The organism is Sunxiuqinia elliptica (assembly GCF_900113005.1).
GTDB lineage: Bacteria > Bacteroidota > Bacteroidia > Bacteroidales > Prolixibacteraceae > Sunxiuqinia > Sunxiuqinia elliptica.
The window spans coordinates 23,604-45,352 of the sequence record NZ_FONW01000012.1 but is presented as its reverse complement, the minus strand read 5'-3'; the positions used below and the strand labels follow the sequence as shown (position 1 = coordinate 45,352).

The following is a 21,749-nucleotide window of genomic DNA, read 5'->3' as shown; positions in this document are numbered from 1 at the left end:
TTTGCATCTCTTTTTAAGGCAGTTATAGTGCAACTGCACTTAACCCAATTTTTGACTACTTAATGAGTGAATGGAGATGAAGACAGAAGGTGTTAGATTTATTAAAAGACCTGTTGTGGATATGCCAAATTGGAAGAAACTGTTTGTTGAATCAAACATTCCCGAAAAGTTAGCTCCTCTGAAAGAGTTGAGCAAAAATCTCTGGTGGAGTTGGAATACTGAAGCACGTGATTTATTTGCCAAAATAGACGAAGAAATATGGGATGAATGTGCGCACAACCCAATTGTCTTGTTAGAGCAAGTAAGTTACCAGCGATTCCAGGAACTGGAGAGCGATGAAGTATTTATGTCTGAAATGCATGCTGTTGACAAACAGTTGCAGGATTACCTGACAGCACGAAAAAATACTTTGGGACCTAAAATAGCCTATTTCAGTATGGAATATGGCCTGCACGATAGTCTGAAAATTTTCTCAGGAGGCTTGGGAATTCTGGCTGGTGATTACCTGAAAGAAGCCAGTGACTCAAAAGCAAACCTGGTGGCTGTCGGTTTATTGTATCGCTATGGATACTTTAAACAAACCATTTCGTTGCAAGGCGATCAAATGGCAAATTACGAAGCTCAGCAGTTTTCAAAAATTCCAGTGCAGCCGGCGATGGATGCCGATGGCAATTGGATTCAAGTAGAAGTTGAATATCCTGGACGCCCGCTTTATGCTCGTTTGTGGGAAGCCAAAGTGGGAGCTGTTAGCCTTTATTTACTTGATGCCGACTTTGAGGCGAATAACGAAAATGATCGATTTGTAACGCATCACCTGTATGGAGGAGACAACGAAAACCGCTTAAAGCAGGAAATGTTACTTGGTTTGGGTGGGATTCGGGCATTGAAAAAACTGGGACATGTTAATGCTGACATTTTCCACTGCAACGAAGGGCATGCCGCTATGATTGGTTTGGAGCGAATTGCGAATTTAGTTGCTGAAGAGCAACTGACCTATGCCGAGGCGAAAGAAGTGGTGCGTGCGTCAACCTTGTTCACCACCCATACGCCAGTTCCTGCCGGACACGATTCATTCCATCAGGATTTGTTTAAAATGTACATGAATAAGTATCCTGCGAAGGTAAGTCTTAGCTGGGATGAATTTGTTATGCTTGGAAAAGCTGCTCCGTACGAAGATCATTTTAATATGAGCTTTTTAGCAGCCAACCTGTCCCAGGGAATCAATGGAGTAAGTATGCTGCATGGCGATGTGTCCAAGCATATTCTAAAACCATTATACGAAGGCTACCTGTCTGAAGAATTGAATATTGGCTATGTGACCAATGGTGTTCATTACTCAACTTGGACGGCTAAGGAGTGGAAAGAGATTCACTTGAAATATTTCGGAAAAGACTTTATAAACAATCAGTTGGATGTTGATCTTTGGGATAAAATCTATAAAGTCCCTGATCAGGAAATCTGGAACTTAAAACAAAACTTACGCGCCAAGTTGATCGACTACGTGAAACAACGTTTTACGGATACTTGGGTGAAGCGAAATGAGAATCCAAAACTGATTGGCGAGGTGAAGAATGCGTTGAATCCGAATGCATTGACCATTGGCTTTGCACGACGGTTTGCGACCTATAAACGCGCTCATCTGTTGTTCCGCAACCTGGATCGCTTGTCGAAGATTGTCAATGATCCGGAACGTCCGGTACAATTTATTTTTGCAGGAAAAGCACACCCCGCAGATAAAGCTGGTCAAGACTTGATTCGCTACATTGTAGAAATCTCCAAGCGCCCTGAGTTTGTTGGAAAAATTTTGTTTGTTCAGAATTACGATATGAACTTGGCCAAGCAGCTGCTTCAAGGGGTTGATATTTGGCTGAATACGCCAACACGCCCGCTGGAAGCCTCTGGGACCAGTGGAGAAAAAGGGGTGATGAATGGCACCTTACACTTCTCGGTCTTGGATGGATGGTGGGTCGAAGGTTACCGCGAGGGAGCCGGCTGGGCACTGCCTTTGGAACGTTCCTACGATGTGCAGGACTTTCAGGATGAGTTGGATGCGGAGACCATTTACAACTTGTTTGAAAACGAGATTGTTCCAACCTTCTACGATCGGAATGAACATGATATCCCGGAAGAATGGGTTGGGTTTATTAAGAATACGCAAGCCCAAGTTGCTCCCGAGTTTACCACTTGCCGCATGATTCGCGACTACCAGGATCGTTTCTATAAGCCACAGGCTGAAAGAAGCCAGCGCTTACATGCTGACAACTTCAAGCTGGCGAAAGAAATCACTTCGTGGAAAGGAAACTTGGCCGCTATCTGGGATGATATTGAATTGAAGGAACTCGAAATAGCCGATGGGATTACCAATGCAATCCGTATTGGCGAAGAGTATCCGGCCAAAGTGGTGCTGGATTTAAAAGGCTTAGCTCCTGCCGATGTGGGGGTTGAAATCGTCATCACTGAAAATGAAGGGAATGATGAACCAACCTTGGTGGAATGTAAAGAGTTTGACTTGGAAGGAACAGACGGAAAATTAGCAACCTATAAGCTCAACTTGCACTTGATGCATCCAGGAGCTTACAGCTACGCAATTCGGATGTTCCCTAAAAATGAGCAGCTGCCTCATCGACAGGACTGTAAATACCTACGCTGGTTATAATAATAGATCGTCAGATTTTCAGATTGCAGACTGTCAGCCATTTGTAATGCCTTGATTTAAAGTATTTTTATAAATCAGTTGGCGAAATCTTTAAGCTACTAAGGATCAGATTTTTGCAAGAGTTCGACAGGCTGTTGGGAATAAAAGAAGTAATAAAAAAACTCTGTGGTCTCTGTGGTTAAAAATTAAATAAACCACAGAGTGCCACAGAGAAAAAAGTACAGAGTATCATAAAGATTTAGCGGTGAAGGAGATCTATTGTACAACATGAGAAACATGTCTTTCCGGACTTGTTTCGGAATCTGTCAGCGACTTGAGTATACTGCAAATTTAGATCATAATCTGCCCATCCCGTTTCTGTTCTCCTTTTCTATTTTCGAATTTCAAGATTCAAAGTTGCTCGAGACTCCTGGCTAAAGTCATCTGCCAAATTTGAATTTTTGAATTAGTAGCAAATTAAAATTCATACTGATGAAATTTAAATTGTTTCTAAATATTCGTTTGATGGTGGTTGTAAGGTCGTTTCTACATCCGCGGCGTTTGAATCGCTTAAAAATAAAATTAAATTTGTGAGCATACTTAAAGATTAGAAGAATGGCACGGAAATACGACCTTGGAAAAAAGATCACCCAAATAAGAGAGTCCAAGAAAGTGAGCTTGGAAGAAATGGTTGAAAAGACCAACTTGGATATCGACCAGCTTCAAAAAATTGAAAAAGGCGAGGTATTGCCTTCCTTGGCACCACTAATTAAGATTGCCCGGGCGCTGGGTGTTCGGTTGGGAACATTTTTAGATGACAGCAACAACCTGGGACCAGCAATTGTAAGGGCAAACGACCATGAGAAAGGTGTTCGGTTTAGTTCTCAGTTAAGTGGAACACGCGATCACCTGAACTTCCTATCCTTGGCTTTTGATAAGGTTGGACGGAATATGGAGCCATTCATTGTTGAGATTGAGCCGGGGCAACAATCGGACTATATGCTGTCGTCGCACGAAGGCGAGGAGTTTATCTATGTGCTCGAAGGAAAAGTAGAGATCAACTACGGGAAAGAAGTCATTCAGCTGAATGTGGGGGATAGTGTTTACCTGGATTCTATTGTGTCGCACAACGTACATGCCGGAGACCATCAACCAGCTAAAATATTGGCTGTCATTTATGCTCCTTACTAATCAACATTATTGGCCCTAAAATCGGAAACATGCAATTACTTGATTATACACTTGGCGGAATTTTAGAGAAATACGCTTTTGAAACTCCTGACCAGGAGTTTATTGTTTATCCTGACCGGGATTTACGATTTACCTACAGCGAGTTTAATGCCCGTGTTGATAAGCTGGCAAAAGGCTTGATGTACACAGGTGTAGGCGTTGGTGATAAAGTGGGAATTTGGGCCAACAATGTGCCCGACTGGTTGACCTTCATGTTTGCAACGGCAAAGATTGGAGCTGTTCTGGTGACAATCAATACCAACTATAAGCTGGCAGAGATGGAGTATTTGATGAAAAATGCAGATATTCATACCCTTTGTTTGGTTGATGGATGGCGTGATAGTGACTATGTCAACATGATTTTTGAGTTGATTCCGGAACTAAAAACCCACTCAAGAGGAAACTTAAAATCGGAGAAATTTCCAGAGCTTCGGAATGTCGTTTTTATCGGCCAGGAAAAGCACCGGGGAATGTTCAATACCGCCGAGTTAATTTTGTTGGGCGAGCATTTAGACGACTTAGAATTGGAAGATGCCAAACTAAAGGTGGGGCCTCACGACGTGGTTAATATGCAGTACACCTCGGGAACGACTGGTTTTCCGAAAGGAGTGATGCTGTCGCACCACAATATATTGAATAATGGTTTTGCCGCTGGCGAATGCATGAAATATACGGCTGACGACCGCTTGTTGGTTTGTGTGCCATTTTTCCACTGCTTTGGATGCGTGTTAGCAGTCTGTGCCATAATTAGTCATGGAGCCACGATGGTGGTTACCGAGAACTTTGACCCTTTGATGGTACTTGCATCGGTTGAGAAAGAACGTTGTACCGCTTTGTATGGAGTTCCTACCATGTTTATTGCCGAGTTGCATCACCCCATGTTCGACTTGTTTGATCTAAGTAGTTTGCGCACCGGAATAATGGCTGGCTCCTTATGTCCGATTGAAACCATGCGTCAGGTGATGGAAAAAATGCACTGTAAAGACATCATCAGTGTGTATGGCTTAACCGAAACTTCGCCAGGCATGACGGCAACTCGCACACACAACTCTGCCGAAGTTCGGGCAACAACGGTTGGCTTCGAATTCCCAAATGTTGAAGTAAAGATTGTAAACCCAGAGACTGGTGAGGAATGCGAAGAAGGCGAGCAGGGAGAAGTTTGCTGTCGGGGGTACAATGTGATGAAAGGCTACTACAAAAATGAAGAAGCTACCCGCAAGGTAATTGACGAAGACGGTTGGTTGCATTCAGGCGATTTAGGCTTGAAAACCAAGGATGGCTTCTACCAAATTACTGGCCGGATAAAAGATATGATTATTCGTGGTGGTGAAAACATTTACCCGCGCGAAATCGAGAACTTCCTGTATAAGATGCCCGAAATTGAAGCCATTGAAGTGGCCGGAATTCCTAGCCCAAAGTATGGCGAACAGGTGGGGGCTTTCATTAAGATAAAAGAAGGCATGAGCTTGGCGGAAGAGGATGTAAAAGAATATTGCCGGGGACAGATTGCCCGATTCAAAATTCCGAAATACATCTTTTTTGTAACAGAATACCCAATGACTGCCAGCGGTAAAATTCAAAAGTATAAACTGAAAGAAGTCGGCCTGCAGTTGCTCAAAGAAAAGGGCATCGAGGTCGTATAAAAAATATAGATCAGGTTGCAGGACCTGCTTGAAACACTAAAATCCCCAACTAAAGGTTTATCCTTAGTTGGGGATTTTTAGTAATAAACAGCTTTCCCCCCTGATTCTTTTTAGAGGAGTCCTAAACTCAGTTGACAGGATCAGGTTTAGAGGAGCGTCTGTTGACAGCTTCGTTAGCGGTGCTGATAATTTCAGCAACAGTACGCCCAAACTCTCCATAAGTACTTTCATTAACCAGCATCATTGCTTGGAGATAGACCAGCAGTTGTTCGTTAATCAGTTTTACTAATTGCATTTTGAGATTGGTTGCGTTTTCAAAATTGCCTTGTTGGGCTTTTTCTTCTTCATAGGCAATACGTGTTTGTTCAAAGTCAGTTTGTGCTGTTTGAATGGTGGCAATTAATTCAGATGCTCCGGAAATGTCGGCAATAGCGCTTTGTGCATTTGGTTTATTCAGATCATCGAGCAACGAATTAATAAAAGAGGACTCGCTGGCATAGCTTTCTCCGGTAATTGACAATCCATAATGTTCAAGAAGCTTGAACAACTGTTTTGCCGACTCGCTAATTTTCTGGTCAGGATGATGGGTTATCCCTAAAATAAAGTAATAAAGAGAGCGGACAGAATTGTCGCGTATTTCATCTTTTTCATCAAGAGCTGATGCGACCCTTAATCGGTTAATTGCAGCTGTTAAAAGAGTTACTACTTGCTCCAATTCTGCAATCAAGTTTGCTAAATGGGAGTCATTGTTTAGTGCTGTTTTGCGATAGGCACCAAGAAGACGCCTGGCTAATGCGTTAACTTCGGTGTTGCGGCTTTGGGCTTTTAACTTGTTCATAAATAAGAATCATTAAGATATTTCTAAAAAAATCGAAATCGTAGCCCTGAAAATTGAATCATCTTTTTTCAGGAGTAAGAGTTATTCTTCTGAAGATATTTTAAGCGGTAATACAACAGTTGGGATGTTGAATTGAGCGTACAGAAGATCGTAGTGTGGCTATTTTTTTAAAAATTAATACAACAATATACATCATACTGTTATTTAGGTGAGGTATTTAACAATGTTTTTTGACATAAAATCAATGAACGTCTATTTTGTAGCTATGGTTATATTTTGTCTTTTTATCCAAACCAGCTTTTTGCTTGGTGGAGCTTTGGTCAACTATAAATGAATTGTTTTTTTGATTGGACAGCCTTTGGACAAGAGAAAAATCGCTGTTTTACTGCTTGGATACGCTTTGGATCTTTGTCCAAAGCCCAATTTGTCAATAAAATGGTATTTGGTTGTTTGTCAGAGCTCCATGCCAATAACGGGCAACCTTTGTAACTCTTTCCTTAGTCCTAAGCTTTCTGTTTATAGGTAAAAATGAATGACTTTTTGCAAATCGTTTCATCTTTTAAGACCTGTGACTGCTTTTTTTTGTTGGGAAATCGGCTTATATATGAAAGAGAAGAAGGTATCGGAAAGTGAAGGAAATATCTAGATTTATAGATGAGTCGTTTTAACATTCATTATTATTTAGTTTAAATAATAAAAAATATATTTGCACCTCGCTCGCGCTTCTATAGTGAATTCTCGTTCGGGAATAGCATGAAATAAAGGGAAATTGATTGGGGACAAAATAGGCTGTTAATAGCGGTTAACAGGCTTAATTTATGGCATTGAAAGGGAAAAAGCCGACCCTTTTTTAAAAAAGCCGGCTTATCATGTTTATTAAAACCTGGTAGGGCAGCAGCAACTGTCCTACCATAAACTTTTTCAAAACTATGAAAAAATTTAATCTTTTAGCCGTTATGGCTGTGGTACTAACTCTTTTTTCTGCTTGCCAGCAAGAAGAGTTAGAGGTACAGCAATCAGATGAAAAGTTAGTAATGGATGAACAGTTAAAGCAAATTGCCTTTTCTGTTGATGAAAATTGTTTGAATTTTGAGAGTGAACAAGAACTTCAAAAGCTACTCGATTACTTGGTAGAGAAAGGGGACAACTTCTTCCCTTATTTTGAAGAAAATGTCGGGTTTGATTCTTATCGATCATATTATGAGGATAAACCTGGAAGGTCGGAAAAAATGATTGATGATTTAATTGCAACTGTTATTAGTCCTGAAGGAACTATTGTTATTGGTAATTATTTATTCAAAGTAAATTTTGAGAGTGAGAAGACTGAAGTATATTCTATGACAGAGATTTCGGGTGGCTTAAAAAATCTTAGTATGTATGATGCTTCTGAACCGATTGTTTTTCGCTGGACCGATGATATTTTTGCTATTTTGAACGATGAGGTTATGTTAAAATCTTATTGTAATTCTGATCAAGATAGAAAGCATAGTTCAATATTTACAGGTTCTGAAGCGGATAAAAACTTTTGGTTTGAAGCGCAAGCAAAATTAAATTATCAAAACTTTGGATTTATTCATACGATTATCTCGAAGTTCAAGATTACAAGTTATAAATATTCTAGTGGGGCAAGACCAATTTTTTTATTTGTAATGGATATTGATGGTTATTATGATCGCAAGAGAGAATCACGGAGGTCTGTTAATGAGCACATTCAAAAAGACGTAAGAAATCATGATGATGAAGTTTCTTGGAGACCATTCTATGGAACTAGGAGAGTTCAAAGTTTTTCAATAGAAACCAATTTTTCTTACAAAGTATTACAATATGGTATTTCCCCATTTTATAATGGTTTTACCGATAATGTTACTCAATTGAGTATCAGTTGTAATTAGAAAGAGTATTTATTGAGGAGGAAAAGTTTCTTTCCCTCCTCTTTTTAGAATTATAAATGAAAAAGATCTTACTTGTTCTGATAGGCTATATTGTTGTTAGCGCATGCCAGAAAATTATTGAGATAGAACTGCCGGACCAGGAATTGGTTCCGGTTGTTAATTGCTTATTTACAGAAGGAGAACCTTTTAAGGTTCATCTTAGCCGGGTTAAAGCTGCTGACTCAAAAACATATGCAGCAATTGATGATGCGAGTGTCAAGTTGTTTGATGGTGATGAGTTTCTTGGAACGCTTAACTCCGAGGGAGAAGGCGTATACCTTGATTCTGCCTTACTTCCGAAGATTGGCCATTCATATTCTTTAGAGATCAAGAGCCCAGATGATGATGCTATCCGGGTTGAAGACTTTCTCCCTGGCATTGGCCTTCAGGTTTTGGGACATCATTTCATACAGAATGCAGGAATTGACGATGAAGGACAATCTTATTCGGAGTTACGTATTGAACTGTCCGATAGTGAGGATTCAGAAAATTTCTATGGTATTTCAGTGTTGGCCGATCCTGGAGTTGGAAAGCTTTTTCCTCTAGAAATAACAAGTAATGATACTAAAATTACCAATGAAATAATTGTTGAAGATTATCCGGATATTTTAGTTTTTCGAGATGACCAGTTTAATGCTTCAACAACGGTTGTTTCAGTGCGGTTTTCATATGATATAGCTACTCACTTTCGTCTTTACTCTTTTTCATCGGATGCTTTCAGCTACATCCGTTCTTTAATTATTCATAACTATACTAAAGAATACGATTTTTGGGAAGTTTATGAGCCAATTGCCGTTTATTCAAACGTTGAGAATGCTTATGGGATTTTTGCAGGCTATTCTTTCCGTGACTATGAAATAACCGCGAAAAACCCCCTTCCATGAGAAAGTACTGTATTAGTCTTTTGCTAAGCCTGCTTTTCTTTTCATCATATAGCCAGTCCCGGTGTTTTGTACAGGGAGTTGTTCGGGACAAGCTTAGCGGAGAACCCCTGATTGGGGCCAATGTGCTGGTTGGTAATACAGGAACCAGTACGGATGTATTTGGCTTTTTTAGCCTGGAGGTATTGGCTGAAGACTCCAGCTTAATCACCGCCAGCTATGTTGGCTATAAAAGTTTTAGCCGTTTTATGAAGTTGCAAACCAACCAACGCTTGGATATTAGTTTAACTCCGGGAGTTGATTTGGAAGAGATTCAGGTAGAGGCCGTAAAGAAAATTGAAAACCGGATGGAAATTGGCGTGGCGGAAATACCTGTTCAGCAAATAAAAACACTGCCGATGTTTGGGGAGCCTGATGTGTTGAAGGCCTTACAACTAATGCCTGGCGTACAAGGAGGAGCTGATGGACGAAATGGGTTTTATGTCCGGGGGGGAAGCCCTGATCAAAATCTGTTTTTATTGGATGGAACACCTCTCTATTATGTCAATCACTTAGGAGGTTTTGTTTCTGTTTTTTCTCCCGAGATATTGAAACATGTTAAACTCTATAAAGGGGGATTTCCTGCGCGATATGGCGGGAGACTTTCTTCTATTGTCGATTTACGGATGAAAGAAGGCCATAAAAACGAGCACCACGGAAGTTGGGGACTTGGATTGGTTTCAGGCGACCTTACTTTAGAGGGACCAATTGATGAGAAAACATCTTATCTCGTTTCTGTCAGGCGAATGTGGCTTGATTTGTTAACACGTCCGGCAATTAAGATCGGGACAAGAAATTTTTCAATGGGGTATAATTTTTATGACAGCTATGGTAAAATAAGTCATGAAGCTGACAAACATAACCGGCTCTATCTGAGTTTTTACGGAGGAGACGATCGGTTGAGTTATCATTATAAACTGAGAAAGGAAGACCGGAAAGGCTATTCAAAATACTTGTGGGGCAACCTATTGGGAACAGCGCGTTGGAACCATATTTACAATGCCCGTTTGTATAGCGATATCACGCTGTACTATACCCGTTACCGCTATCGGTTGAACCAATATAGCAAGTTGGAAAGTGAAAAAGCAAGAATGATTTATGATGCTGGTTTTCAGGAGGCGGGAGCGAAGGCTGATTATTACTGGCACCTTCGAAATAAATTGATCTTTCGCTTTGGAGGTGGATTTTCAGGAAACTGGTATAATCCGGGATCGATAACCCATAGCGGAAGTGCCGAAAATACGGCAGGGGTAAACAATCGATTAAATGGGATTAACTCCTTTGTGTACCTGGAAAGTGAGTTTTTTCTGTTTAATCAGCTGGGCTTCAATGTAGGAAGTAGAATGACGAATTTGGCTATTGATAACAGCAACTACATTTCGTTTGAACCACGGATAATAGCCATGCTTCAACTTGGACGGCTGGGAAGTTTAAAGGCCGGATATTCAAGGATGCAACAACCGATGCATTTGCTGAGTTATTCAGGAAACTCCTTCCCCACCGATATTTGGCTCCCATCCAGTAGCAAAGTGGAACCAGCCATTTCTGATCAATATTCTTTGGCTTTTGTAAGAAGCCTAACCAATGGGAAGTTTGAGTTAAGTGTAGATGCTTATTATAAAGAAATGCACCATTTGCTGGCCGTAAAAAGTGGAGTTACGCTGGTTAATTCTAAGACGTGGGATGATAATGTTGAAAAAGGAGGAAAAGGAACTTCTCAGGGGATTGAGCTAATGCTCCAAAAAAAGCAGGGGAGAACAACGGGTTGGGTAGCCTATACGCTGGCAAAAACAGATCGTCAGTTTGAAAATATAAATGGAGGGAAAGCCTATCCCTTTAAATATGACAGGAGACATGCTGTTTCGGTGGTGCTTAATCACAAGTTATCTCATAAAGTTGATTTTTCGGCAACATGGTCTTATGGTAGTGGATACCCGACAACATTGCATACGACGACCTATCAAACGATTGGGCCTGTTGATTATTTTGATCATTTGAGGTGGGACTGGGAGGACAGCCCCACTGATTTGGAGAGTGATGATTCTTTTGATATCAATGGGGAGGCCTACTTGTATCCAGGGAAAAACTGGATGCGAATGCGAGCTTATCACCGTTTGGATATTGGTTTCAATTTTCGAAAGCAAAAAGGGAAAAAAGAACGGATTTGGACACTTGGAGTTTATAATGTCTATAACCGGCAAAATGCTGTTTTCTATTATTTCGACCATAAAGATCAGAACCGCTCAAATCCTTTAGTTCTTTATCAACAAAGTGGTTTCCCATTTATTCCATCAGTTAAGTATAGTGTCAGGTTTTAAGTCGTTGATGGAAATGTTGACTTATTGGCAGTAGTGTTCTATTTTATTCTCTGGCTCGAGAGAAAAACGATTTTTAGTTTAACATTCATTATTATGTAGTTTAAATAATAATAAATATTTTTGCATCTCGCTTGCGCTTCTATGAGGATTCCCGTCCGGGAATAGAGTGAAAAAAAGGGAAATTGATTGGGAATAAGATCGGCTGTTAACAGTGGTTGACAGATGTGGAAGGGTGAATTGCGATGAAATAATTATAGGTCTATCATGTCTTACTAACTTTATAAAACAGATGAAACAATTAACAATTTCAATTTTATTGGTATTAGCTGTTTTTGCAGCTTCAGCTCAGCGGGCTCATCAAATTGGTATTTATACTGAAGGGGCTTGGTTTATGCCTAAAGAGTTTTCATCCAATTCAAATTCATTAAAAAATGGGTTTGGTGTTGGTGCTGGTATCTATGTGTCGAGTCCAATTTGGAAAAAACTATCAGCAGTAGCAGGCTTAGGTTATCGTTATAAAGAAAATAAAAGTCAGCAGTACCTTATTGATGAACCCTCCTATACAACTTATTGGACAAAATTTAATCAAAGTTACCTGGTCATTCCTGTGAAGTTACAGTATCCGGTTAGCAGGCATTATTTTGTTGAAACAGGCGTTGATATCAGCTGGCTTTTAAACTACAAACATGTCAATGAAAAGCCGGAGTTTGACTGGGTCGTTGGCTTTGGTAGCAAGCAACACCGATTGCAATGGTCAGTCAATTACAAACAAGGATTCGATTGGCAGGGTTTTGGAGAAATTTATGGGAATAATCATGTTGGGCAGGTCTTCCGTAACCGGATGCTTGTATTGAACTTGTCTTACCCTTTGTGGGAATAAAATCGTGCTGTTTCATTTTAGAAATTGAGAGAGTTTAAGGCTGTTATTCTATACAATGGACATTGAAGTGCATGGTTTGACTGCGTAGAAAGCAGCTTGAGAGATTGGAAGGATTTTTTTATCAAAAATAGAAAATGAGAAAACGATTGATTGGATTGTTCTTGTTTGCAAGCGTGGCTAGTATGGGACAATCGGAGACAATTGAACTCCAAAGAGTTCTTAGGGTAAATATCTTAAGTCCGGGGATTGAGTATGAAATGCCAATATCTGAAAAAGCAACGATTGCCGCGAATGCTGGTGTTGGCATACAAGGTACCTACTTACACTTGGATTACACAAATTCTGGTACCACCTATTATATCGCCCCTTTCTTAGACTTATCTTATAAGAAACTTTATAATCGAGAAGCAAGATTATCAAAAGGTAAAAATCTTGACTATAACTCAGGGAACTACTGGGGAGTGAGGTTGTTGTCAAATTTTAAAGAGATGAAGGCTCACAATGCCTTGAGGAAAGATGATATTAATTTTGCTTTTGGCCCAACATGGGGAATCCAAAGGGCATATGGTAAAATGCACTTGCTCTTTGATGTTGGATCAGTGTATTATTTCGATACAAAAGGGAATAATGGTTTTTTCCCAATCATGTTGCAATTGAATATTGGGCTCAATGTAAATTAGGCGAATTGTGCTGGAGATAGGCTTCAGTCAACTAACTTTTTGTTGAAAGCAGGGTAAAGATTTTATTTTGCCCTGCTTTTTTATGGGGAGTTGTGTGAATTCTGCTTAGCTTTTCTTGCCCCTTGGGTTGCCTTTTCCTGCTCCTTTTTTGGGGTAGCGGCCTTTGTTCTTGTTTCTGCCTTTTCCTTTGGAACTGACTTTCCATTCCGGGCCATCGCCTAGTTGTGGCGGGAGTGGTGCTTTAAAGACCTCAGTTTCAATCAGCGTTTCAATCTGTTGAAACTTGTACATGTCGTCTTCATTGATCAGCGTCAGGGCAATTCCTGTGGTATTGGCCCGGGCAGTCCGTCCAATGCGGTGCACATAGTCTTCGGCATCTCCCGGAACATCGTAGTTGATCACCAGGTTGATGTCTTTAATGTCGATTCCACGGCTCAAAACATCGGTAGCTACTAAAATGCGAATTTGCCGTGCTTTGAAGCGCATCAGCACATCTTCTCGCTCTTTCTGTTCCAGGTCCGAAGAAATCCCTTCAGCAACAAAGCCTTTCTTTTTTAGGGCTCGTGCAATGGTGGATACTTTCTTTTTAGTTGAGCTGAAGATGATAATACTCTGGCAATCATCTTTTCCTTCAATCAGCGACTCAATCAAGGGGGTTTTTTGGTTTTCGTAGCACAAATAGGCAGCCTGAAGAACGCCCTCGGCCGGCTTGCTGATCGCGGTGCTAAATTCTTTGGGATTGGTCAGAATTTTAGACGCTAAGGTTTTGATTTTGGGCGGCATGGTTGCGCTGTACATCAAGGTTTGGCGCTTTTCTGGCAGGTTACTGAATATTTTGATGATATCATCATAAAAACCGATGTCGAGCATGCGGTCGGCTTCATCTAAAACAACAAAATCAACACTGTCAAGTTGAGCAATTCCATTATCAATGAAAGAGATTAATTTGCCAGGAGTGGCAACAATCAGGTCAACACCTTTATTCAATGCTTGCCGTTGCGTTTCCCACTCATTGCCATCGCCGCCGCCATAAAGAGCTATGGAGGTAATTCCCAAATAGTAGGCAAAACCCTGAACCTGTTGTTCAATCTGAATGGCTAGCTCGCGCGTTGGAGCAATCACCAAGGCCCGCGTTTTTCCTTCTGGATAATCAGCAATTTTATCCAGAATTGGCAGAATAAAAGCTGCTGTTTTTCCGGTTCCGGTTTGAGCACAAGCAACCAAGTCATGTCCTTCCAAAATCATCGGAATGGTGCTTTCCTGGATCGCTGTTGCTTCATCAAAGCCCATATCGTACAGGGCATCTAAAATATCATCATGTAAATCAAAATCGTCAAATTTCATTCGTTCTATTTTTTATTTTCAATGGCAATCCCGATACTTATTAGGGAACTTGCCACCTCAGAATCACCCTCCTTTGTGATAATCATCACCTTGCTGCTTCCATTGAATTAGCTGTCTTTAAGGTCTCCTACAAAACTTGCATGTTAATTATTGATTGCTGTATGTTAATCTTATATGCTCGTTCCATCAATACGGAGGAATGTATTATCAAACTACCAGGGAAAAGAAGCTCGCCTTTTGAGTAAGACACTTATCTGGATTCTGTTTTCACAAAAGTAATATTTTTTCCGGTACCAATATGATGCTGCCTTTTTTAGTGAAACAATAAGATAAAATCAAGCTTCTAATTTCTAAATAGATCCGTTCCCTGCACGCTTGACTCCGCTTTATCCAATTTACCATCCCATAAAAACAATTCCGGCTCCGCTGATCAGAATAATCAGTCCGGCTAAAAGATGGACATAACGTTCGTGCTTTTTAAATCGTACGAAGCGACTTCCTTTATGGCCTAAGTAAACAGTTAGCAACATGGTCCCGATGGTTGCCAGTCCAAAAATGAGAGCCACGGTAAGCATACCCCAGGTGCTGTGTTCGTAGGCCGGAAAGATGAGCATGGGGATAAGCACTTCGCAGGGGCCAAACACAAAAATCAAGAACAGCAGCCAGGGTGTTAGCTTGGTGTTATCCTCTTGTTCGTCCAGGGGGAGATGTTGAAGCTCGCGTACTTTTTTGGGAACGAGAAAAGCAGGCAGATGGGAGTGGGGAATGCTTTTGGTATAGCGGTATAGACCGTAAAGGGTGTAGCCAACACCGAAGGCAAATAGCAACCAGCCAACAATTTCACCCCGGAAAGCTTCGATGTATTCCAGCTTATTGAGGCTAATGCCTAAGGCAATGCCAATGAACCCAATCAGGACTGAACTGCCCACATGTCCAATTCCGGAGATGAAGGTAATCCACATGGTTTTGTTGCTCGACCACTGGCGGGCTTTACTCAATACGATGAAGGGCAGGTAGTGATCGGGGCCAAGAATGGTATGGATGAAGCCGAGCGAAGCGGCTGATAATGACAATAGATAAAGCTCTTGCATAAGATTTAATTTTTAGGAATGTTTATTAAGTTTTCGTGGTGGTTTTAGTCGTCTTGTTGAAAATTTGTTAATTAGGTCAGTTTGTTAATGAGGGAGGCCTGGCAGGCAGCTCCAAAACCGTTGTCAATATTGACGACACTTACGCCACTTGCGCAACTATTTAGCATCGAAAGAAGAGCCGATAGCCCTTCAAAATTAGCACCGTAGCCAATGCTTGTTGGAACTCCAATCACCGGCTTGTCAACCAAGCCCCCAACAACACTGGCGAGAGCACCCTCCATGCCTGCAACAACAATAATGACACGCGCTCGGCGGATGACATCAAGTCGGTGAAATAGTCGATGAATTCCGGCTACTCCCACATCGTAGATTTTTTCAACCCGGTTTCCCAAAAACTGGGCTGTTTCCACCGCTTCTTCAGCAACAGGCAGATCCGAAGTTCCTGCGGCAACAACAGCAATGTAAGTTGCTGGTACCTCCGTCTCATGGTGTTTGTAAGTGATGGTTTGGGCTAATTCGTTGTAATGCGCATCGGGAACAACTTCCTGAATCGCCTCGAACATGGCAGGAGTTGCCCGTGTTGCCAACAGGTCAATCCCTTTTTCAACCATGCGTAAAGCAATCTGTTTGACTTGCTCTACCGTTTTCCCGGAAGCGTAAATTACTTCGGGAAGTCCCGTGCGGGAGAGTCGATCGGTGTCAATTGTCGCAAAACCCATTTCCTCAATGCCACGGTCAGGGAATTTCTCCAGCGCTTCGGTTAAGCTGATTTCACCATTCTTATACTTTTCTAACAGTTCTTTGGGACTCATAACTCCAGTTGTTTGCTGATTTCCTCTTCAATAGCTTGTAAACTAAGTTTGTGTTGGCTGGCTAATTGGCGACAATCTTCAGCTTCGGCTTTCCATCGTACCCGCTGTCCGTTAAAAAAACTTTGCTTAACACGAACGGGGCCTAAGGTTGTTTGTACTGTTCGTTCTTCTCTTCGGAGCATGCTCTTTTGCACGGAATATTCCCGGAGTCCAATGGAAGTGCTATGGGTAAAAATGAGCTGTTTCAGTTGGGATACTAACTTGACAGGAGACAGCACTGAAAGCTGAACTGCCGGGCGCGATTTTTTCATGATGATAGGGGTGAGCCACGCATCGGAAGCCCCCGCTTTTAAAAGCTGCTCCAGCAAATAGTCGTAGTGCTCGGGATTCATATCGTCGATATTGGCTTCGAGCAAGCTGGCAGTCTCCGTTGATACATCAGCGGTTTCATTTGCTGTTTCGAGCAGGTAAACCCGAAGAACGTTCGGAACCTCATGGTCGCGTTGGCCGATTCCATAGGCGGTCTTCTGAATCGGAAAGCTGATTGAGTCAGTGAACTCGTCAACAGTAGCAACCAGGATCGCCGCTCCGGTAGGAGTTGTAGCTTCATGATTCACTAAGCCGGTTTTTACAGGAATATTTTTGACAATCTCCGCAGTTGCCGGAGCAGGCACGGGCATGATTCCATGCGCACATTTAACTGTTCCTCCACCGAGTTGGATGGAGCTGGCCATCACCTTGTCCACTTTTAGGTAATTTAGACAAATGGCAGCACCCACTATGTCGGCAATGGAGTCAAGAGCTCCGACCTCATGAAAATGAACTTGTTGTTTCGAAATGTTGTGCACTTTGGCTTCTGCCTCAGCAACCAAATCAAAAATTTTAAGTGCATTACGCTTCACTTGTTCTGGCAAGCTGCTGTTATTCACAATTTCTTCAACATGACGCAGGTGGCGATGTTTCTCGTTTTCCTGGTTTTCAATGATAACTTCAGCTTTGGTTCCGGTAATGCCTCTTCGCTGATCGGTATTTACTTCGAGCCGGAAACCATCTATATTCAATTTCGATAATTCATTTTTTAAGTATTCGGCGTCAACACCAAGGTCGATAAGAGCACCGAGGTTCATATCGCCGCTAATTCCGGCGAAGCAGTCATAGTACAAGATCTTCATGGTTTATGCTTTTGTTTGGTTTAAGCCTTTTAAGGCACGGTTTAATTTGCCGGAAACCAAGCCTTCCCGGTCGATGCGAACTTCTTGAAAACCCAGCGAACGGATTTGCGCGATCACCTGATCCTCGATGGCCAGCAGCTTGTCCAGCTCCTGTTTTTGCACCTCCACCTGTCCGTAGCTTCCGTAGTGCCTAACTCGAACGTCTCTGAATCCAAGTTCATTCAGTAGGTTTTCAGCGGCTTCTACTTGTTGCAGCTTCTGATGGGTGATTGGCTGATTGTAAGGAATTCGTGAGCTTAGACAAGGGCTTGCAGGCTTGTCCCAGTTGGGGAGTTCAAAGTGTTTGGCGATTTGTCGAAGCTCATCCTTGGTCAGTTGGCAATCGGCCATGGGCGCTTTTACACTGAACTTACTAGCCGCTTGCAAGCCGGGACGATAGTCTCCCAGATCATCGTGGTTGGTTCCACTTAAAACATCAAAATCCGGGTATTTTTGCTGAATCTCTCGTAAATCGTGAAACAGGTGTTCTTTACAGAAATAACAGCGGTTTTCGGGGTTTTGGTTATAACGCAGGTCAGTCAGTTCTTGTGTTTTTATCACCTCGAGTTGAATATCAAAATCGCGGCAAAATGACTGGGCTAATTCAAAATCCTTGGCTTTTAAGCTTTCCGAATTGGAAATGACACCGATTGCACATTCCTTTCCTTGAAATTTTCGAGCTAGAAAAAGGACCAAGGTTGAGTCAATTCCTCCGGAAAAAGCAACGATGGAGCCTTTGCGTGTTGAAAACCAGTCTTCGAGCTGGTGTAGTTTATGTTTTAAATGATCCGAAAGTGTTTGCATGTTCTTATTGGTTTATCGATTACGAATTGATTGGCTGCTAGTCTGCCCGGCTCATGCTTAGTTTGCCATGCTGCATCCCCTTAATTGTGATTAGCCTGTCAGCCAGTTCGGTTAGGCGGTGAGCAATCCCTTTGATTGCAATGATCTCCATGGTTTGAGAATCATTTAGCAGGAAGCGTTGAGAGGATAAAACTTCAGTCGTATAAGTTTGAAGAAAATCGCTGATTTGATTCTGAATGTCGTGGCGAGAAGTAGCATAAACCAAGGTTATAGAACCGGCAACTGTATTGTCACATTGCCACTTTTTCTCTGCAATATTGCGGTTTATCAGTTGTCGAATTGCTTGAGAACGGTTGGCAAAATGATTTTCTTCGACATATTGATCAAGTGCATCCAATAATTCTTTCTCTAGTGAAACTCCAAACCGGGAAACAGCCATAGTAACATCATTTTTGAAAAAGGTAACATCCTAAACAAAAATACGAAAAAAAGGATGCCTTGATCTGGAATTGCTGAAATATTTGCAACTCAGTGGCTAGGTATGGGGCAAAAGACAGAGCGCTGTGAGTTAGAACTGAACGCTAAGGATTTCCAAAAAATAACTATCTTTGCCGCCAGTATGAACGACGTGTTCTTGATAACCACGTAAAAAACAAGAGATAATGAGAACGAAAGTATCTGTATTATTCCTGTTGACAGGAGTATTGTTTGCTGCCTGTCTGTTAATTTCCAATCTTTTAGCGTCAAAAATCATCCAAATTGGTCCGTGGTCGGCTCCAGCTGGAGTATTGATCTTTCCCTTGGCCTACATCATCAATGATGTTATTGCCGAAGTATGGGGCTATGCCAAAGCTCGTTTAATTATTTGGGCCGGATTTGCCGTGAACCTGATGGCTGTTGTTTTTTTTATGTTGGCGATTTATTTTCCGGCAGCTCCGTTTTATGAGCACCAGGCGGCTTTCCAAACCATCTTGGGAAGTTCGGTTCGGATTGTGATAGCCAGTTTAATGGCTTACCTGATGGGCTCATTCCTGAATGCGTTTCTGATGAGCAAGTTGAAGGTGATGAGCGAGGGGAGAGGCTTCTCATTCCGAGCCATTGCATCGACCCTGGTTGGTGAAGGCGCCGATTCGCTGGTTTTTATCACCATTGCTTTTGTCGGGATTTTTCCTTTAAAAGTGATTTTAGGAATGATTGTCACGCAGGCTTTGTTGAAAACAGCTTACGAGGTGGCCGTTCTTCCATTGACAATCTGGGTGGTGAATAAAGTGAAGCAGATTGAGGGCGAGGATGCCTTTGATAATGAAATTTCCTACAATCCATTTCGGTTAAAACAAGTGTGATGAGTAAGGCGCTGGTTGTTTTTTCAGGAGGTCAGGATTCGACTACTTGCCTGTTTTGGGCGAAGTCCAAGTTTGATGAGGTGGAAGCCGTAGCTTTTGATTACGGGCAGAAGCACCGGAATGAGCTGGATGTTGCTGCTAAAATTGCCAAACAGGCAGCCGTTCCGTTGGCTATTTATTCACTGAATGTGTTGGGGCAGCTTTCCCGCAATGCCTTGACGGATTCAAGCTTGGAAGTTGAGGCAGAGAAACCGGCTGATCGTCCTCCCAATACCTTGGTTGAAGGACGAAACATGTTGTTTTTAACGTATGCCGCCATTTTAGCTAAGGAAAAAGGCATTGCGAATTTGATCACTGGCGTGGGACAGGCCGATTACAGTGGCTACCCCGATTGCCGTGATGAGTTTATCCGCTCGTTGAATCAGACCCTAAATCTGTCGATGGATTATCACTACCAAATACATACGCCGTTGATGTGGAAAAGCAAAGCGGAGGTGTGGCAATTAGCTGATGAATTGGGAGTTTTTGACTTGGTGAGATTTGAAACCTTGACCTGTTATAATGGTGTGCCCGGAGATGGGTGTGGTGTTTGTCCGGCCTGCAAACTTCGTAAAAATGGATTGGATACTTATTTGAAAATCAGAGTGACTGGTGATGCGAAATTGCCTTAATCTTTTCTACAGTTCTTTTAATTGAATGATTAAAAAAGTAAGCTATGGATGATTTGAAACACTTGGGTGGAACGACTGACTATCAATTTAATTATGATCCAAACTTATTGGAGGCTTTTGACAATAAACACCCTGAGAATGATTATTGGGTGAAGTTCAATACCCCGGAGTTTACAAGCTTGTGTCCGATTACGGGGCAGCCTGACTTTGCAACGCTTTACATCAGTTATTTGCCCAATCAAAAAATGGTTGAGAGTAAGTCGTTAAAACTTTACTTGTTTAGTTTTCGAAATCATGGCGATTTTCACGAAGACTGCATCAACATCATTATGAAAGATCTGATCAAGTTGATGGATCCCAGGTACATTGAAGTCTGGGGGAAATTTCTGCCACGTGGAGGGATTAGCATTGATCCTTATGCGAACTATGGAAAGCCAGGAACAAAGTACGAGGAATTGGCTTGGCATCGGATGCAAAATCACGATTTAAATCCAGAGAAAGTTGATAATCGTTAAGACTTTGGTCTTTCGGTACAGAACTAAGAAAGCTCTCGTCAGTAGCTTAAGCAGTCTGTGTAGGTCTGATCAATTTTGATTTGATTTTTGTAATAGATTATTTCTTTTTATAAAATTCAAGCTACTGCAATTGGGGTAATTATAGCCTTGTTGACGATGTTTGTTTTTTCTAAAAACGTACCGTCCACAGTTTTTTACTTCATCGACTAAAAGTTTCAGGTAGGTGTAAGCCCGATCGCGCAAATCTTTATTGTCATTTTCTGGCAGGTTAGTGCCATTTTCAAGAGCTAAGATTTCTTTTAGCTGATTTGAAATGCTTAGTGCTTGGTTCAACTTTGAAGTATCAAAGGCTATCGTTTGGAGTAAGGCTTGATTGTTTTCTCCCAGAATAGCTAGTTGCTCCAGTCCCTGTATGAGACTGTGGGAGTCAAAGTCATTACTAACTTTTGCCAGTCGATTGCGTAAAAAATCATTGCTCTGAAAGGCGTAGCGGAAAGCATAGTGCATCTCGTCAAAAAGGTCGAAGGCTTGGGGTGCCTGTTTTCGCCAACGGCCGGTTGGGTTTGGCTCCTTCATCCATAGACGCTGAGCTTCTTGACATGCGCCAGAGCGAATGACGAGCTGATCTAACCGATCCATATCGAGTCCGGCAGCAGCTAACTTAGGAATATCAGCTTGGCACCATTGGCGAAGGCTTTCTGTTTCCTGAATAAAGCATGCTATTGGAACGCTAGGTTCTTTTACCTGATCGCTTGATAGTTTGAGCAATGCTGGTAAGCAAGCGGCTAAGTAATCAGAGTTACACATTCTTTTTCCTTTCTGGTGAATTGATTTTATTGACGATAAGTTACTTATTCGAAATCAAACTCGCTGCATCTCTCTG

Annotated in this window: 19 protein-coding genes; 11 read left to right on the top strand and 8 right to left on the bottom strand. The window is 41.7% G+C overall.

The features are described 5' to 3' along the window. The first annotated feature begins 121 nt into the window (after positions 1 to 121). The 3 genes from glgP (at position 122) to BM156_RS17390 (ending at position 5,508) form a co-directional block, all read left to right on the top strand. Positions 122 to 2,656, top strand: a complete 2,535-nt coding sequence (gene glgP, locus BM156_RS17400) for an alpha-glucan family phosphorylase (RefSeq protein ID WP_170846998.1) — start codon at positions 122 to 124, stop codon at positions 2,654 to 2,656. A 594-nt stretch (positions 2,657 to 3,250) separates the two neighbouring features. Beyond that, positions 3,251 to 3,826, top strand: a complete 576-nt coding sequence (locus BM156_RS17395) for a helix-turn-helix domain-containing protein (protein WP_093921179.1) — start codon at positions 3,251 to 3,253, stop codon at positions 3,824 to 3,826. 29 nt (positions 3,827 to 3,855) lie between these two features. Continuing rightward, positions 3,856 to 5,508 carry an AMP-binding protein gene (locus tag BM156_RS17390; protein ID WP_093921178.1) on the top strand — a complete coding sequence of 551 codons (1,653 nt, stop codon included), beginning with the start codon at positions 3,856 to 3,858 and terminating at the stop codon, positions 5,506 to 5,508. A 127-nt stretch (positions 5,509 to 5,635) separates the two neighbouring features. Here BM156_RS17390 and BM156_RS17385 read toward each other — a convergent pair whose 3' ends face one another. Further along, a complete protein-coding gene (locus BM156_RS17385) occupies positions 5,636 to 6,346 on the bottom strand; it encodes a DUF6261 family protein (RefSeq protein WP_093921177.1) in 711 nt (236 codons plus the stop codon). A 929-nt stretch (positions 6,347 to 7,275) separates the two neighbouring features. On the opposite strand from BM156_RS17385, the gene BM156_RS17380 reads away from it, so the two are divergent. The 5 genes from BM156_RS17380 (at position 7,276) to BM156_RS17360 (ending at position 13,075) form a co-directional block, all read left to right on the top strand. Next, positions 7,276 to 8,238, top strand: coding sequence for a hypothetical protein (locus tag BM156_RS17380; RefSeq protein ID WP_093921176.1), 963 nt, complete (start codon positions 7,276 to 7,278; stop codon positions 8,236 to 8,238). Between the two features lie 56 nt (positions 8,239 to 8,294). Continuing rightward, positions 8,295 to 9,161 (top strand): DUF4249 domain-containing protein, encoded by an 867-nt coding sequence (locus BM156_RS17375; RefSeq protein WP_093921175.1) that lies wholly within the window; start codon positions 8,295 to 8,297, stop codon positions 9,159 to 9,161. Beyond that, entirely contained in the window at positions 9,158 to 11,515 is a 2,358-nt protein-coding gene (locus BM156_RS17370; RefSeq protein ID WP_093921174.1) for a TonB-dependent receptor, read from the top strand. Before BM156_RS17375 ends, BM156_RS17370 begins: the two co-directional genes overlap by 4 nt. Positions 11,516 to 11,804: 289 nt before the next feature. Further along, entirely contained in the window at positions 11,805 to 12,395 is a 591-nt protein-coding gene (locus BM156_RS17365; RefSeq protein WP_093921173.1) for a hypothetical protein, read from the top strand. A 134-nt stretch (positions 12,396 to 12,529) separates the two neighbouring features. After that, the gene (locus BM156_RS17360; protein WP_093921172.1) at positions 12,530 to 13,075 is read left to right on the top strand and encodes a hypothetical protein; all 546 of its coding nucleotides are present in this window, start codon (positions 12,530 to 12,532) and stop codon (positions 13,073 to 13,075) included. 105 nt (positions 13,076 to 13,180) lie between these two features. On the opposite strand, the gene BM156_RS17355 is transcribed toward BM156_RS17360, so the two are convergent. From BM156_RS17355 to nikR, 6 genes are all read right to left on the bottom strand, one after another. Then, positions 13,181 to 14,419, bottom strand: a complete 1,239-nt coding sequence (locus tag BM156_RS17355; protein ID WP_093921171.1) for a DEAD/DEAH box helicase — start codon at positions 14,417 to 14,419, stop codon at positions 13,181 to 13,183. A gap of 395 nt (positions 14,420 to 14,814) precedes the next feature. After that, complete coding sequence (locus tag BM156_RS17350) at positions 14,815 to 15,510, bottom strand: urease accessory protein UreH domain-containing protein (RefSeq protein WP_093921170.1); 696 nt, start codon at positions 15,508 to 15,510, stop codon at positions 14,815 to 14,817. A gap of 71 nt (positions 15,511 to 15,581) precedes the next feature. Further along, positions 15,582 to 16,322: a nickel pincer cofactor biosynthesis protein LarB gene (larB, locus tag BM156_RS17345; RefSeq protein WP_093921169.1), complete on the bottom strand. Its 741-nt coding sequence runs from the start codon at positions 16,320 to 16,322 to the stop codon at positions 15,582 to 15,584. Further along, on the bottom strand, positions 16,319 to 17,494 hold the full coding sequence (gene larC / locus BM156_RS17340; RefSeq protein ID WP_093921168.1) for a nickel pincer cofactor biosynthesis protein LarC: 1,176 nt from the start codon (positions 17,492 to 17,494) through the stop codon (positions 16,319 to 16,321). The genes larB and larC overlap by 4 nt, the downstream gene beginning before the upstream one ends. Positions 17,495 to 17,497: 3 nt before the next feature. Then, on the bottom strand, positions 17,498 to 18,337 hold the full coding sequence (larE, locus tag BM156_RS17335) for an ATP-dependent sacrificial sulfur transferase LarE (protein WP_093921167.1): 840 nt from the start codon (positions 18,335 to 18,337) through the stop codon (positions 17,498 to 17,500). A 37-nt stretch (positions 18,338 to 18,374) separates the two neighbouring features. Continuing rightward, the gene (gene nikR / locus BM156_RS17330) at positions 18,375 to 18,776 is read right to left on the bottom strand and encodes a nickel-responsive transcriptional regulator NikR (protein WP_093921166.1); all 402 of its coding nucleotides are present in this window, start codon (positions 18,774 to 18,776) and stop codon (positions 18,375 to 18,377) included. A 223-nt stretch (positions 18,777 to 18,999) separates the two neighbouring features. Here nikR and BM156_RS17325 point away from each other — a divergent pair, with 223 nt between their 5' ends. From BM156_RS17325 to queF, 3 genes are read left to right on the top strand one after another with little or no spacing between them, the layout of a single operon-like run. Continuing rightward, positions 19,000 to 19,680: a queuosine precursor transporter gene (locus BM156_RS17325; RefSeq protein WP_093921165.1), complete on the top strand. Its 681-nt coding sequence runs from the start codon at positions 19,000 to 19,002 to the stop codon at positions 19,678 to 19,680. Continuing rightward, positions 19,680 to 20,351, top strand: coding sequence for a 7-cyano-7-deazaguanine synthase QueC (gene queC, locus BM156_RS17320; protein ID WP_093921164.1), 672 nt, complete (start codon positions 19,680 to 19,682; stop codon positions 20,349 to 20,351). Before BM156_RS17325 ends, queC begins: the two co-directional genes overlap by 1 nt. A gap of 44 nt (positions 20,352 to 20,395) precedes the next feature. Beyond that, positions 20,396 to 20,866 (top strand): preQ(1) synthase, encoded by a 471-nt coding sequence (queF, locus tag BM156_RS17315; RefSeq protein ID WP_093921163.1) that lies wholly within the window; start codon positions 20,396 to 20,398, stop codon positions 20,864 to 20,866. Positions 20,867 to 20,935: 69 nt separating this feature from the next. Here queF and BM156_RS17310 read toward each other — a convergent pair whose 3' ends face one another. Further along, entirely contained in the window at positions 20,936 to 21,673 is a 738-nt protein-coding gene (locus BM156_RS17310; RefSeq protein ID WP_093921162.1) for a hypothetical protein, read from the bottom strand. Positions 21,674 to 21,749 lie beyond the last annotated feature (76 nt).